The organism is Pseudomonas cichorii (assembly GCF_003700275.1).
Taxonomy (GTDB): Bacteria; Pseudomonadota; Gammaproteobacteria; order Pseudomonadales; family Pseudomonadaceae; genus Aquipseudomonas; species Aquipseudomonas cichorii_B.
The window spans coordinates 110365-125537 of the sequence record NZ_RBRE01000016.1 but is presented as its reverse complement, the minus strand read 5'-3'; the positions used below and the strand labels follow the sequence as shown (position 1 = coordinate 125537).

10 protein-coding genes and 1 pseudogene are annotated in these 15173 nt (G+C 59.0%); 8 read left to right on the top strand and 3 right to left on the bottom strand.

The window, feature by feature from the left end; genetic code table 11:
* Positions 1–7: 7 nt before the first annotated feature.
* Positions 8–721, bottom strand: a pseudogene (locus tag ALQ04_RS04645) (UTRA domain-containing protein); the annotation flags it as partial.
* A gap of 352 nt (positions 722–1073) precedes the next feature.
* Here ALQ04_RS04645 and ALQ04_RS04640 point away from each other — a divergent pair.
* From ALQ04_RS04640 to ALQ04_RS04615, 6 genes are all read left to right on the top strand, one after another.
* A complete protein-coding gene (locus ALQ04_RS04640; protein WP_122314683.1) occupies positions 1074–2141 on the top strand; it encodes an ABC transporter substrate-binding protein in 1068 nt (355 codons plus the stop codon).
* Positions 2142–2232: 91 nt separating this feature from the next.
* Positions 2233–3039: an alkaline phosphatase family protein gene (locus tag ALQ04_RS04635; protein ID WP_122314682.1), complete on the top strand. Its 807-nt coding sequence runs from the start codon at positions 2233–2235 to the stop codon at positions 3037–3039.
* Complete coding sequence (locus ALQ04_RS04630; protein WP_122314681.1) at positions 3036–3878, top strand: ABC transporter permease subunit; 843 nt, start codon at positions 3036–3038, stop codon at positions 3876–3878. Before ALQ04_RS04635 ends, ALQ04_RS04630 begins: the two co-directional genes overlap by 4 nt.
* Positions 3865–4662, top strand: a complete 798-nt coding sequence (locus ALQ04_RS04625) for an ABC transporter permease (protein ID WP_122314680.1) — start codon at positions 3865–3867, stop codon at positions 4660–4662. The genes ALQ04_RS04630 and ALQ04_RS04625 overlap by 14 nt, the downstream gene beginning before the upstream one ends.
* A gap of 1 nt (position 4663) precedes the next feature.
* Positions 4664–5653: an ABC transporter ATP-binding protein gene (locus ALQ04_RS04620; RefSeq protein WP_122314679.1), complete on the top strand. Its 990-nt coding sequence runs from the start codon at positions 4664–4666 to the stop codon at positions 5651–5653.
* 130 nt (positions 5654–5783) lie between these two features.
* Positions 5784–6437, top strand: a complete 654-nt coding sequence (locus ALQ04_RS04615; protein WP_122314678.1) for an HAD family phosphatase — start codon at positions 5784–5786, stop codon at positions 6435–6437.
* 62 nt (positions 6438–6499) lie between these two features.
* Here the strand turns inward: ALQ04_RS04615 and ALQ04_RS04610 are convergent, their stop codons facing one another.
* Together ALQ04_RS04610 and ALQ04_RS04605 are read right to left on the bottom strand one after the other, a co-directional pair.
* Positions 6500–6976 carry a nuclear transport factor 2 family protein gene (locus ALQ04_RS04610; protein WP_122314677.1) on the bottom strand — a complete coding sequence of 159 codons (477 nt, stop codon included), beginning with the start codon at positions 6974–6976 and terminating at the stop codon, positions 6500–6502.
* 277 nt (positions 6977–7253) lie between these two features.
* The gene (locus tag ALQ04_RS04605; RefSeq protein WP_122314676.1) at positions 7254–7817 is read right to left on the bottom strand and encodes a TetR/AcrR family transcriptional regulator; all 564 of its coding nucleotides are present in this window, start codon (positions 7815–7817) and stop codon (positions 7254–7256) included.
* Positions 7818–8076: 259 nt separating this feature from the next.
* Between ALQ04_RS04605 and ALQ04_RS04600 the strand changes: the two genes are divergently transcribed.
* The gene (locus ALQ04_RS04600) at positions 8077–13473 is read left to right on the top strand and encodes an Ig-like domain-containing protein (protein WP_122314675.1); all 5397 of its coding nucleotides are present in this window, start codon (positions 8077–8079) and stop codon (positions 13471–13473) included.
* Between the two features lie 30 nt (positions 13474–13503).
* The gene (locus tag ALQ04_RS04595) at positions 13504–15132 is read left to right on the top strand and encodes a hypothetical protein (RefSeq protein WP_122314674.1); all 1629 of its coding nucleotides are present in this window, start codon (positions 13504–13506) and stop codon (positions 15130–15132) included.
* The last annotated feature ends 41 nt before the right edge of the window (positions 15133–15173 follow it).

Genomic DNA, 15173 nt, shown 5'->3' with positions numbered 1-15173 from the left:
CCAGAAAGTCACCGGCCACTGCACTGATATGAATCGCATCGTGTCGCCAGTATTCCAGGTCACAGTCGATCAGGCGTCCGCGTTGATCATAGTTGACCCTGGCAATGCACAGGCCCGGACTTCCGACCGAAACCTTGAGTGCTGCGCAGGCATCGGCATGCAGCGCCGTGGGTACGATCTCGAACTGCACCTTGCCATAGAAAAGGTCATAGCGGCTGGCATACAACTCGGTGAGCGACTGACTGAAGTCGCTGTCCAGAATGCCGGGAAAGAATTCCGGGTTCAGGTAATGCTCGACATACAGCACCAGACGCTGATCGATGCGCCGCGCACGGCAGATCTGGATCACGCTGGACAGCGCCGGCAACTGCAGTTTTGCGCAGATCCTTGCCGACGCCGGCTGGAGTCGCGCGGAAATAACCTGGGTTTCGGCCACACGCCCCTGGGCCTGGACCATCGCATGAAAATGGCTGCGGCGGATCAGGTCATAGGCCAGCCGCGGCGGCGAGACAAACCAGCCACGCCGTTCCTCGCGATAGATCAACCCCTGGGCTTCCAGTTGCACCAGGGCTTCGCGCAAGGTGATACGGGTGGTAGCAAACACCTCACTGAGCTTGCGTTCGGCAGGCAGTTTGCTACCGGACGGTAACAAACCGTGCTCGATCTGCTCCTGCAAGGCGTTGCAAATAGTAGTTACCGCTCGTGGCACATCTTCGCGCATTGAGTTACCTGTCTGGACTAGACCAGCTCCATTAAGGGGCACACTCCAGGATCCGGAGTCCCCCGTGAAAGTGTTTTCAAGCCTAGGTCGAATTTATGACCATCCTGTGACAAATCGCTTCACGATCCATGCCAGTGGCCATTTGAGCGTCGGCAAAACCCAGTGGAAACAGGCCATTTCAGATGGTCTACGCTTAGCTCACAGCGCTGCCCGCATGCCTCGACCATAGAACAGAAAACAACTCTCGACACAAAAATGTCATGCAAAAAGCCTAACTTGGCTCAGGTATTGCTGATCTAGACCAACCATCCGCAACGAACGCTTCCGCAAGGAAGTGCAAAAGGAGATTTGAATGAAACACCTATTGTTGGCTTCACTCCTCGGTTCCGCCATCGCTCTGAGCACCTCGGCCATGGCAGCGGACACTGACCTCAAAACGCTGGAAGCGGCAGCCAGAACCGAAGGCGCGGTCAATAGCGTCGGCATGCCGGATGACTGGGCAAACTGGAAAGACACCTGGGCCGACCTCGAAAGCAAATATGGCCTCAAGCACATGGACACCGACATGAGCTCCGCTCAGGAAGTGGCCAAGTTCGATGCGGAAAAAGACAACGCCAGCGCCGACATCGGCGATGTGGGTGCAGCCTTCGGCCCGATCGCCGTCGCCAAGGGCGTCACCCAGCCTTACAAGCCAAGCACCTGGGAACAGGTCCCGGACTGGGCCAAGGACAAGGAAGGTCACTGGGCGCTGGCCTACACCGGCACCATCGCCTTCATCGTCAACAAGAAGCTGCTGCACGACTCTGAAGTACCGACCAAATGGTCCGACCTCAAGAGCGGTAAATACAAGGTCACCATCGGTGACGTGAGCACTGCAGCCCAGGCCGCCAACGGCGTGCTGGCCGCTTCCATTGCCATGAAAGGCGACGAGACCAACGTAGCCCCTGGCCTGCAACTGTTCACCGAACTGGCCAAACAGAAACGCCTGGCACTCAACAACCCGAATATCCAGAGCATGGAAAAGGGTGAAGTCGAAGTCGGCATCGTCTGGGATTTCAACGGCCTGAGCTACAAGGCCAAGATGAGCAACCCCGACGATTACGTGGTGCTGATCCCGTCCGATGGCTCGGTGATTTCCGGCTACACCACCATCATCAACAAATACGCCAAGCATCCGAACGCAGCCAAGCTGACACGTGAATACATCTTCAGCGATGCAGGCCAGATCAACCTGGCAAAAGGCAATGCCCGGCCGATTCGTGCCGAGCATCTCACCCTGCCTGCCGAGGTCCAGGCCAAGTTGCTGCCAAACGAGCAATACAAAGGCGTGACGCCAATCAAGAGCGCGGCGGCGTGGGAAGCTACTTCCAAGAAGCTTCCGCAAATGTGGAACGAGCAAGTCATCGTCGAAATGAACTGATCCGCAGCAAAACCCGGGGCGAGCCAGCACGTCTGCTCGCCCCTCTCTCCGGTCACACCCTTGTATCGACTGCTGTTGGAGCGACTGGCTCATGAAACACAACGTCATCCTCATCGTGCTCGACGGCCTCAATTATCAGGTAGCCAGGCATGCGATGGGCCATCTCCAGGCTTACCACGCCGCCGGCCGCGCCGCGCTCTACAAGCTTGAGTGCGAGCTGCCAGCACTGTCACGCCCCTTGTACGAATGCATTCTGACCGGGGTTACGCCCATCGAAAGCGGCATCGTGCACAACCAGGTTTCACGCCTGTCCAGCCAGCGCAGCATGTTCCATTACGCCACCGACGCCGGGCTCCGCACCGCCGCGGCGGCCTATCACTGGGTCAGCGAGTTGTATAACCGTACGCCGTTCGACGCGGCACGCGACCGTCATACCGACGATCCGGCACTGCCGATCCAGCACGGGCACTTCTACTACGCCGACCATTACCCCGATTCGCATCTGTTTGCCGACGCCGAAAGCCTGCGGGTCAGGCATGCGCCGAATCTGCTGTTGATCCACCCCATGAATATCGACGACGCCGGGCACAGGCACGGCCTCGACAGCCCGCAGTACCGTAACAGCGCACGCAGCGCCGACATCCTGATTGCCGATTACCTGCAACGCTGGCTCGACGCCGGTTATCAGGTGCTGATCACCGCCGATCACGGCATGAACAATGATCGCTCGCATAACGGTCTGTTGCCCGAAGAACGTGAAGTACCGCTGTTCGTGCTGGGCGATGCGTTCAGCCTGAATGCCCAGGCAACCCCCAAACAAACCGAGCTGTGCGGCATTGTCTGCGAACTGCTCGGCGTACCCCACGACAAACCGGTATGTCGGGAGATTCTCAATTGAGCACCAACAATCGCGGCAAATGGCTCAGCCTGCTATGCCTGTTGCCGTTCGCCCTGTTCTTCATTGTGTTCCAGATTGCACCGCTGGCCTGGGTGGCGATCAACAGCCTGCACTCCGAGGCCGGCTGGGGCATTGAAAACTTCGTCAATGCCTTCGGTTCCCGGTTCTATCGCCAGGCCATGCAGTTCAGCCTGGAGATCAGTTTCTGGTCCAGCCTGTTCGGCATCGTGATCGCGGTACTGGGAAGTTATTCACTGCGCAACGTGGATTCGCGGCTGCGGGACTTCGTCAATTCCTTCGCCAACATGACCAGTAACTTCTCCGGCGTGCCACTGGCCTTCGCCTTCATCATTCTGCTCGGCTTCAACGGTGCCGTGACGCTGATGCTCAAGCAGGCCGGGATCATCGAAGACTTCAACCTGTACTCGAAAACCGGGCTGATCATTCTCTACACCTATTTCCAGATCCCGCTGGGCGTGCTGCTGCTCTACCCGGCGTTCGACGCCCTGCGCGAAGACTGGCGCGAGTCGTCGGCGCTGCTCGGCGCCAGCAGCTTCCAGTACTGGCGCTACATCGGCCTGCCGGTGCTGACCCCTGCCCTGCTGGGTACCTTCGTGATCCTGCTGGCCAATGCCCTGGGCGCCTACGCCACCGTGTATGCCTTGACCACCGGCAACTTCAACGTGCTGCCGATCCGCATCGCAGCCATGGTCGCCGGTGATATCAGCCTCGATCCAAACATGGCCAGTGCCCTGGCGATGATTCTGGTCGGCCTGATGACGCTGGTGACCGTCGTCCATCAGTGGTTGCTGAAGAGGAGCTACCATGTCTCGCGCTGAAAGAGGCCCAGCCGGGCTTTACCACCGGTTCGTGGTCTATCTGCTGTTCTTTATCCTGTTGCTACCATTGGCCGGTACGCTGCTGTATTCGCTGTCCACCAGTTGGTCGGCAAGCATTCTGCCCAGCGGCCTGACCTTCAAGTGGTACATCGCACTGTGGAGCGATCCGCGCTTTCTCACCGCCTTCGGCCAGTCGCTGCTGGTCTGTGTGGGCGCGCTGATCCTGTCGGTGGTGTTGATCCTGCCCCTGCTGTTCGTGGTGCATTACCATTTTCCGCGCCTGGATGCGCTGATGAACATCCTGATCCTGCTGCCTTTCGCCGTGCCGCCCGTGGCCTCGGCAGTGGGCCTGCTGCAGCTCTATGGCTCCGGGCCGTTTGCCATGGTCGGGACGCCGTGGATTCTGATCGGCTGCTACTTCACCGTCGCCTTGCCGTTCATGTACCGGGCCATCAGCAACAACCTGCAGGCGATCAACCTCACCGACCTGATGGACGCCGCCCAGTTGCTGGGCGCCAGCACCTGGCAAGCCGCCTTTATGGTGGTGCTGCCCAATCTGCGCAAAGGGCTGCTGGTCGCGTTGCTGCTGTCGTTCTCTTTCCTGTTCGGCGAATTCGTCTTCGCCAACCTGCTGGTCGGCACCCGCTACGAAACCCTGCAGGTCTATCTGAACAACATGCGTAACAGCAGCGGTCACTTCAACAGTGCGCTGGTGATCTCCTATTTCCTCTTCGTGCTGGTGCTGACCTGGGCCGCCAATCGACTGAACAAGGACAAAGACTGATATGAGTTTTGTCAGTATCGAAAACCTGCAGAAAAGCTACGCCAGCACAGCGGTGTTCAGTGATATCAACTGCACGATCGAACGCGGTGAGTTCGTTACCCTGCTCGGCCCGTCCGGCTGCGGCAAGTCGACCCTGCTGCGCTGCATAGCCGGGCTGACCTCGGTAAACAGCGGGCGCATTCTGCTCGACGGCCAGGATCTGGTGCCGCTCGCCCCGCAGAAGCGCAACATCGGCATGGTGTTCCAGAGCTATGCGCTGTTTCCCAACATGACCGTGGAACAGAACGTCGCCTTTGGCCTGCGCATCCAGAAGATCAACGCCGACGACACCCACAAGCGGGTCGCCGAGGTACTGAAACTGGTCGAGCTGACCGACTTCGCCAATCGCTATCCGCATCAGTTGTCGGGCGGACAATGCCAGCGCGTGGCCCTGGCACGCTCGCTGGTTACCCGTCCGCGCCTGCTGCTGCTCGACGAACCGCTGTCGGCACTCGATGCACGGATTCGCAAACACCTGCGCGAACAGATCCGCGCCATCCAGCGCGAAGTGGGGCTGACCACGATTTTCGTCACCCACGATCAGGAAGAAGCGCTGACCATGTCGGACCGCATCTTCCTGATGAACCAGGGCCGTATCGTCCAGAGCGGCGATGCCGAAACGCTCTATACCGCGCCCGTGGACGTCTTCGCCGCAGGCTTCATCGGCAACTACAACCTGTTGAGCGCCGATGACGCCTCGCGTCTGATGCAACGCCCGATCAACAGCCGCGTCGCCATTCGCCCCGAAGCCATCCAGCTCAGCCTGAGCGGCGCGCTGGAAGGTGAAGTGCTCAGCCACAGCCTGCTGGGCAACGTGATTCGTTACCGGGTCGAAGCCCGTGGCGTGGAATTGCTGGTCGACGTACTCAACCGCAGCGCGGATGATCTACACCCCAACGGACGCCGCGTGACCCTGAATATAGAACTCTCGGCATTGTGTGAGGTGGCTTAAGGGCAGCTACAAGCCATAAGCCTCATGCTGCAAGTTGAGAAGCACGGACCGCTTGCAGCTTGAAACTTGCGGCTTGCAGCTACACGCCCCCCCTGTTCACCGAAATAAACGCTTAAAAAAGGAGGCACGCATGCCTTTAGCAATTTTCGATCTCGATGAAACCCTGATCGGTGGCGACTGTGCCAGCTTATGGAGCGAGCAGATGGGCCGGCTGGGCTGGGTCGATCCGCAGTCGTTCATGCAGCGCAACGACGAATTGATGGCCGCCTACAGCGCAGGCAAGCTGGCCATGGAAGACTATATGGCGTTCAGCCTGGAGCCCATGGCCGGGCGTACGCCAGAGGAAGTCGATCATCTGGTCGGCCCCTGGGTGGAAGATGTCATCGAACCGATCATCTACAGTGACGCCTGCAAATGCATCGCCCAACATCGGGCCAGGGGCGACCGCATTCTGGTGATTTCCGCGTCTGGCGTGCATCTTGTAAAACCGATTGCCGAACGCCTGGGTATCGATGAAGTGCTGGGTATCGAGCTGGACGTACAGAATGGCGTCTACAGCGGTGCAACGGTCGGCGTGCTGACCTACCGCGAAGGCAAGATCAGCCGCCTGATGGACTGGCTGGACGCCGAAGGTGAAAACCTCGAAGGCGCCAGTTTCTACTCCGACTCACGCAATGACTTGCCATTGCTGCTCAAGGTTGACCACCCCAATGTGGTCAACCCCGATGCCGTGCTGCGCGAACATGCCGAAAAGGCAGGCTGGCCAGTGCATAGCTGGAAGTAACCCGTCACGCCCACCCGCCAGCCTGTTCCTTTTCCGGGACAGGATCAGGCTGGCAGGGGTAGTTACAAGCCGAGTTCTGTCAGGCCTGGATGATCATCCGGGCGGCGTCCAAGTGGCCAGTGGAACTTGCGCTCGCTTTCCTTGATAGGCATGTCGTTGATGCAGGCGAACCGACGGTGCATCAAACCATCTGCTTCAAACTCCCAGTTTTCGTTGCCGTAGGAACGGAACCAGTTACCCGAATCATCATGCCACTCGTAGGCATAACGCACGGCGATGCGGTTGTCGGTAAAGGCCCAGAGTTCTTTGATCAGGCGATAATCCAGCTCTTTCTTCCATTTGCGCGTAAGGAAGTCCTTGGCTTCTTCACGGTTGGTAGCAAATTCGGCGCGGTTACGCCATTTAGTGTCCAGGGTATAGGCGAGCGAGATCCTTTCGGGATCGCGCGTGTTCCACCCATCTTCAGCGAGTCGGACTTTCTCAATCGCCGATTCGCGAGTGAAAGGAGGAAGTGGCGGGCGAGTCTGTGCATTGGACATGGTAGTGCCTCCTGGTTGATTGGATATATCAGTCAAGTTAAGGTCTTTGTCGCTCAGGCCTTACATATAAGCCTGTTGATACAAGAGCTGCACAGTTTCCCTTGTGCTATAACAGCGCGGTAATCACTCGCCAGCTGCGCAATGATGGCCGCACTTTCCATAAATATCTGAAATCTGGCTAAAGCGATAACCGCTCGATATTGAGCGACGCATCCGGCTTGAAACCCACTTTCAAGCCGTTCTCGCTTTAATTCATTTGAAACTCAGGCCTTTATAGTCAAACTTCTTTAAGTAACAGTTTCGCAACTTCTTTTGCGTCGTCGGCGGCGCTGTAGTCCCCCATCACTCGCGCCATGGTAATTGCGCCTTCGATCAGAATAAGCAAGTGTCTCGCCAGGGCAAGCGGTTGCTCGACATTCAAATGTTCGGTCAGTTCCAGCGTGTAATTCAGCAACTTTTGTTTATGCAGTTTTGCGATATGGCGAATGGGATTCTCGGGGTCCCCAACCTCTCCGGCTGTGTTGATGAATGCGCAGCCACAAAACCCATCTGATTCAAACCAGCTCTTGAGCACCGTAAACATATTCAGAATACGATCTTGCGGAGTATCCGCCTTGTCGCATTCCATTCTGAACCACTGCATCCAGCGTACATCTCGTGCATTCAAGGCCGCTGCTGCCACGTCATCCTTGGTCGCGAAATAGCGATAAATACTTTTACGAGCGACACCTGAGGTCTTCACCAAAAGGTCCATGCCTGTCGCATGAATCCCATTCTGATAAATGAGCTGCTCGGCGGTCGTCAGGATTTTTTCTCGAGTGTCTGTCATTGGCTTCTCCATGGGCTCAATGTAGAACGATCGTTCTCCCCGATCAAGTGTCAGTTGAAGAAGTTATTTGATCGGGCGAGATCAGGCCGTCAACACAAGGCCCGAGAGGTGTGCATTGCCTCAAGCGGCTGGCTCGATGGGATGCGCTGGACCGCAGCCCTTGCCTGAGCAGCCGACCAGTGGCAGCAAACCCCGTCATTTCTGTCAGTATTCAAAAAGCCCGTCGTATTGCCCAATGGCTTCATGAAAAAAGCCAGCGGAGTCAATTGACATGGATACTCGCGCGCCAGACAGCGCTCAGGAACCCGATAATTCCGAGCCCTTGAGGTTCTTCGTTCCCACCAATGATCTCCCATCTGGCCGAGGTGCTCAGGTCAGCCTTGCGCTGGATAACATCATGCGCATCAGCACCTATCTTCCCGCCGAAAAACTGGACAATGGCATCGAGATGTTTATCGGTCCTGCGGCGCAAGGTGTCTTTTCCAGACTGATCCCCGTGGAGCTGGAAATCCCCGGTCGAACCGGCCCGATTGAAAGCGGCGAATGGGGGATCAACATCGGTGCGGCTCTGGATAACTTTCCCCTGCACGGGCTGCAGCTCTACATCCCGCCCTGGCCACAGATGGCCCAGGGCGATAGCGTCAAGGTGTTGCTGGACAACAACATCGTACTCACGGAAAACATCGACGCCGAAGAAGTCGACCTGCGAGTCACGACCTTCATCAATGCGGCACGCCTGTCACCCGGCTCTCACGTTCTGTTTTATCGGCTGACTCGTCTGGGCAATACGCCCGAAGACTCAGCCAAAACGCAAATATTCGTCAAACTGGATCGCCCTGGCGGCGAGGACAAGGACGAGGACACCCCCGGTCATTCCGAGCTGCGCCTGAGCCTGCCGCAGGATATCGTCAACGACGGAGTGGACGCCGATGCGGCGAAGGCCGGCGTGGATGCCACGCTGGAACCGTACCCCAACATGACCGAGGGTGACGAGATCAGACTGTCGTGGGGCGGTCAGTTCATCCAGCATAAAGTGCTGGCGGGCGAGGTCGGAAAACCGATTGTGATGACCGTCGACGAAGCCACCATTCTGGCTGCCGGCGATTCCGGGGATCAGGGCCTGGCCGTGGCCTTCGAGGTTTACGACATCGTACAAAACCGCTCCGAGGACTGGAGCAGCGAAATCCGCATTCTGGTCGATACCGGCAATTCACGCCTCAATGCACTCATCGTCAAGGAAGCCGTGAATAATGTGCTTGATCTCGACAAACTGGGCAGTGCTGCGGTCACCGCCCAGATTGTTGCTCTCAAGCCGGACTTCGTCATCGGCGACAAGGTTGTGGTCAAGCTGAGCGGCACGACGGTCGATGGCGATCCCGTCATATACGAAGCACCACAATTGCTGATCGAAGCCCTGCCCAAAGTCATCGAGCAGTTGATCCCCAATACCCACATTCGGCAACTGGCCAGATCCCAGGCAGTGTTCAACTACCGGGTACTGCATGCCGACGGCAGCGAATCGAAATCCAGGGGCGCCTTTGTCACCGTGGTCGGCGAATCCTCACGCCTGGCCGAGCCTGTCGCGCTGGACGCGGTTCAGGGTGCTCTCGATCCCGACTTTATCAGTACCCGTATCGAGATCCCGTGGGACACCAGCATGGCTGCCGGTGACCAGATCACCCTCAAGTGGATCGGCACCCGCCCCGACCTGAGCATCTATGACCCGCAGTTGGCGCCCCATAACATCACCAACCGTGAGCAGGACAGCCAGTTGCCGATCGTCATGAAGGTTTCCGGCACCCACCTCAAAGCCATCGAAGGCGGAACGCTGGAACTGCATTACGTGCTGGCCAAGGACATGAATGGCACGATCGTGGAACGCGAGTCGCTCCACTCGGCCAGGCTGAATGTCGGCGAGCCCCGCGCAGAACTGCCTGCGCCCATCGTATTTGGTGTGACCGACGGCCTAATGAACCCGCCACTGAGCGAAACCACGCTGACCGTGGCGATCTACCCCACGATGGAGATAGGCGATCATGTGCATTACCAGTGGCAGGGCAGCGTCAGTGGCGACAGTACGGACTGGATAAAAATCACCAGCTTCACCGTGAACAAGCCCGTGGTGTTCGATATTCCAGGCAGCGATATCACCCCCAATGAGGGTGGCACGGTCGATGTCTCCTGCTGGGTGATCCATGTAGATACCAACCGGCGCAGCGACTCGGAAATCCTGACCTTCCGCATTGGTGCCGATCAGCAGGAGGCACTGGCCAAGCCATCGGTCCCGCACAGCGAAGATGGAGTCCTGAGCCTGGATGAAATACCTGCCGGAGCGCAGATCGTCGTCCCCCACTGGGATGGGATGCAGGCGCTGGACTCTCTGATAATCACCTGGCAGGACAACAAGGGCACGCCGACTTACGTGACTGAAAAAGATATCGACGCGGGCATGGTCGACAAGGATGTGACGCTGCCGGTGCCGCGGGCGGAAGTCAGCAAAAGCATCGGCGGCACAGTGATGGTCAGCTATGTGGTGACCACGCCCTCAGGCCTGGAAATGCCTTCTCTGGCGCACTCTTTCAGTGTCGAGGCCGGGCAGCAGGATCAACTGGCTGCACCGCTGGTACCCGGCAGTGAAGATAACTTCCTGAGCCTGGATGAAATCCCCGGCGGGGCAAAAATCGTCGTCCCGCACTGGTCAGACATGGTGGCCGGGGATGCCGTGAATATCACCTGGCAGAACGACAGATCCACGCCCCCTTACAGCGCCGGGAGAAACATTACTGGAAGCATGGTCGACAAGGATGTGCTGTTTGCGGTGACTCTTGATGAAGTGCGTAAAAGCATGGATGCCACGGTTACGGTCAGCTATGTGGTCACACCACTGATCGGCGATGACAGGCCTTCCCTGACTCACGCCTTCGAGGTCAAGGCAGCACCACTGCCCGCCCCGCTCATCGATGAGGCAAAGGGCATGCTGCTGGACCCCAACAATGCGCTCAATGGCGCCCACGTGCGTATTGGTGTCGAAGCGAAGCTGAAAGCCGGAGAATCGGTGACCCTCACCTGGGCCGGCCAGCCGGGCGAAGGCAGCGTGAAGCCGAGCAAAACGGCCAGCGCCGATGGCGTATTGCTGATCGACATCGCTCACGCCACAGTGCTGGCCAACGACGGGCACAGTGTCGACCTCAGCTATACGATCAAGCGCATCGACAACAGCACCGACGGGCCTTCGCCGGTCGCCACCTATGATGTCGAAACCACCCTCGGGGCCGGCCTCTTGAGGGTCCTGGGCGCACGTTTCAACAGAAGCTGCTATCGAAGTTCGGGGACACCACGCCGGATCAGTGCATTCCACGCCACAACCGGTACTCCGCTGAATGCCGACTGGCAATACGATGGCGACTCGAACTGGACTCAGGGAACCAGCCTGCGCGATACACGCCCCGACCTTACCCTGCGGGTGCGCAGCCAGGGTGATCTGCTTACCCTCAATCCGGCCAATATCATTGGCAATGGCAACGATACCTACACCAACGGTGACGCAGCGCTGGTCGCCCATCGCGATACCGGAGATGTGATTGGCTGGGGCCATGTGGCCTACGGGGCAAACATTCCTTCCACGATCATCACCATGGACGATATCGTCGAAGTCAGTTGCACGCGCAGCGCCTATGTCGCACGCCGTACCAACAGCCATGTAGTGGTGTGGGGCAACGCTGCCGAAGGCGGTGCACTGGGCGGCGTGCCATCAGACAGTTTCGTCAGCATCACCAGCAATGCCATGGCCTTTGCCGGGATCAAGAGTTCAGGGAATGTGGTTGCCTGGGGCGATGTCAATTACGGAGGCGCCGTACCGCCAGACATTGCCAGCCTCAGCGATATCAGCATGGTGGTGGGCGCCGGTCTTGCCTTCGCCGCTCTCAGGCGTACCGGCCAAATAGTTGCGTGGGGTTATGCAACCACAGGAGGAGTGGTGCCGGACGATATCAAGGCACTGACCGATATCGTCGAGGTTTCCGGTAACTACAACGCCTTTGCGGCCATCCGCGCGAACCGCAGGGTCGTCGCCTGGGGAAATCCGGCGAGTGGCGGCAGCGTTCCCGCCGATATCGCCGCCTTGACCGATATCCGCGAACTGGGCGCCTCCAGCGCGCAAGCCTTCTCGCTGCTCAGGAACAACGGCCAGGTCAGGGCCTGGGGAAGCGCCGAGCATGGCGGCACCGTCCCTGCCGATATCGCCTCGCTGACCGACATTCAGGAAGTCAGCTCCACCTGGCAGGCATTCGCCGCACGACGCGGCAACGGCCATGTCGTGGCCTGGGGCGCAGCGACGCATGGCGGCACCGTTTCGCAAGACATCGCCACGCTCAATGACATCGTGCAAGTGGTGGGTACCGCCAAGGCCTTTGCCGCCTTGCGCCGCAACGGGACAGTTGTAGCCTGGGGCGATGCCGCCGTGGGAGGCGACACCAGCAGCGTGGTCGCGGAACTGACCAACGTCCAGGCCGTATATGCCAATAGCCAGAGTTTCGTGGCCCTGACCTCCGATGGTCGGGTGGTTACCTGGGGGGTTGCCGGTGGCGGGGGTGACAGCAGCAGTGTGCAATCCCTGTTGCGTGGCCAACTCTCCTACCTGGCAACAGCAGCGTCCAGAGGTCGGGCGCTGACAGCCCGGCGCTCCAGCGAGCAGCAGGCCAATGCGGTTTCCGGCTTCAGTGCCTTGCAGGCACCAGACACCTGGGACAAGCCGATCATCGAAGAAGCCGAAAACGATGTGCTGGACCCTGGCAGCGATCCGGAGCGTCCCATTGTGGTCCACATCCCGCCGGGAGCCTTGATGTATCGCGATCGGGTCAACCTGTATGTTGGCGAAGAACTGATCGACTACATCCTCATTGGCCGCAACGGACCGGGGCCGGGCGTCGACTTTGAAGTGCTGGCTTCGGTATTTCAGGCCAGTGCGCAAACCACCGTCAATGTCTGGTACGGCGTGATTGTCGCGGACAGCACCCACGAAACCCCTTCGCAACTGTTGCTACTGAACATCAGCGCCGGGTTCGAGGCTGATGCGACCCTGGACCTGGGCAGTCGAAACTACGTCGTGGCGGAACACAAGGCCCCGGCAAGCCCTCCGGCCTTCGCGCAACTCACCCGCCCGGCCGACTGGGGAAACGCGCCTTACACCTACAGCAGCAGCGACGACCGCGTGGCGACCGTCGACGAGAACGGCACCGTGACGGCCAGGCTCAATGGCAACAGCAACATCACGGCCCAGGACAGTGCCGGGGAAACACGCAGCTACTCGCTGACCGTCAGTGGAATAAAGGTCGTGCACTTCCTGACCGGCAGTACCGACTGGGCTGGCATGCAGAGCGTGTGCATGACGGCCGGAGTCGATCCCGTTTCGCTCGCCGAGCTCAAGCAACTGTGGCGGCAATACTCCGACAATCTGCCGGTGACTTCCTATCTGGGCTGGCTGGATTATCCGTTCTGGACAGCCGATGAACTCGGCAGCGACACCTGCTGGACTTATGACCTCAGCGGTAGCGATGTCGAGGAAAACGCCAGCAGTAGCGAAGCTTCCCTGCCTCTTCAGGCAGTTGGGATTACCTCGACTGCCGAGCAACTTGCCAGCTTCAGGAACCGGGAGAAAACCAGCTCGTAACGGTGTTTGCCATAAGGAGGCTAGAAGGTCATGAAGACCACGGCGCTATTCATCAACGCCATCGCATCGCTGCTGTTTTTCGCCTGCACCCAGGCGCAGGCCATCAGTGGTCCGCAAACCGTGCAGTTGCTCAACAATCGCTATCAGAGTACTGCCACCACATGCGGGTCCGACAAACCCGCCTGGCAATGCAATGGCGTATTGGTGCAGCCGGCTACGCGAGAGGCCGGCCAGAAGTTCTGGCAGCATGACACCGATGCCGTCGCGCTGGGTGCCGAAGAGCTGGTCTACCTGCGCCGCGATCTCGGCATCCGGCAACTGGAGCAGCCGAACGGCGTGATTTTCAGTGACCTGTTCACCGCTGTCGGCAATGGCAAGACCCTGGAAGTACTCTGCGCTTACCCTTTCGCCTCTGGGCTGAACAGCGCTCGCGGCAATTATGGCTGCGCCCTGCCCGCCTCACCGGCAAGCCCGTCAGCGACCAGCGATGCCAGCTCATGCAAGGCGCTGGGCATCACCGGTGTCTCGGCCTGGCTGACGCACTTTGAGCAGCAGGGCAACCAGCCAGAACAGCAATGCTCGTTGAGCAGCCTTGAGCCGCTGCAGTTCAAGGCCAGCCTTGAGGCTCACGAACTGCTGGGCAGCGAATGGTCGGCCAGGGCCAACCAGTTGCAACTGCGCAACTGGGACCCGACCCTCCCGCAGGAGGTCCCGGTGCAGGCGCTGTTCTACGACACTCACCAGAACGGCTCGCTGTCCGAAGCCCAGAAGGATCAGCGTGATTACTTCAATGCCACTGGCGAATGGCTGCCCACCGTTCGCATGGATCTGCAGGACAGCTCCGGCAAGGTGTTCGGCTTCAATCTTGCGGATCAGTTGTATGTTGGTTATGGCGTAGCGCAGGCCATGAACAAACGCTATGCCGATGCAAGACCGCAATGCCCCGATGCGCGGGCATCCTACTACTGCAACGGCGTGTTGTTCCGCTCCAATCAGGCGACCAGCGCTTTCCACGCCTGGGACGCGAGCCCCGGATCGATCGCCAACAACGGGGTTTCGTTTTCCTATGCCCGCAGCGACATCATTATCAATATGCTGGCTTATAACCGCCCCTACGGTTTCACCTTCAAGGCACTCAACGCTCCCGCCACTTACCCGCCAACCTTGCGCTGTGCCTATCCGTACGATGCCGCCACCAGCGGCAGCCCCGATCCCTGCACTTTCCGCGGCCAGTGCGAGGCAATGGGCGTCACCACTGTAGCGGCATGGGCGGCACGCTATCAGGCATATCCGTACAGCAGTTGTGCATTCGGGCCGGGCCCGGAGCAGTTTCAACTGAGCATCGACGTACGCCAAAGCCTTCCCGCCAATCTTTACTGGAACGAAATAATGATGGCGGCCTGGCCGCGCAACATTCCCAAGGACTTGCCTCTGGAAGCGTTCTTTTATGAGAAAAACAGCGGCGGGCTGCTCCAGGCCCAGTTCATCCAGAACGATTACTTCCAGCAGACCCAGCGTTTTTTGCCCATCGTGGAAATGAATCTGGGCGCTACCGACGGCCAGGTATTTTCCTACGATCCGGCCAGCCAACTGGCTCCGGGAGCGCCTTCGCCACCGTCCCGCTCAATGCAGTCCAGCCCGGAAACCCCACCCAACTGATCCGCACGACGCAGGCCAATCAAGGCTGGCCCGGTCGTTCA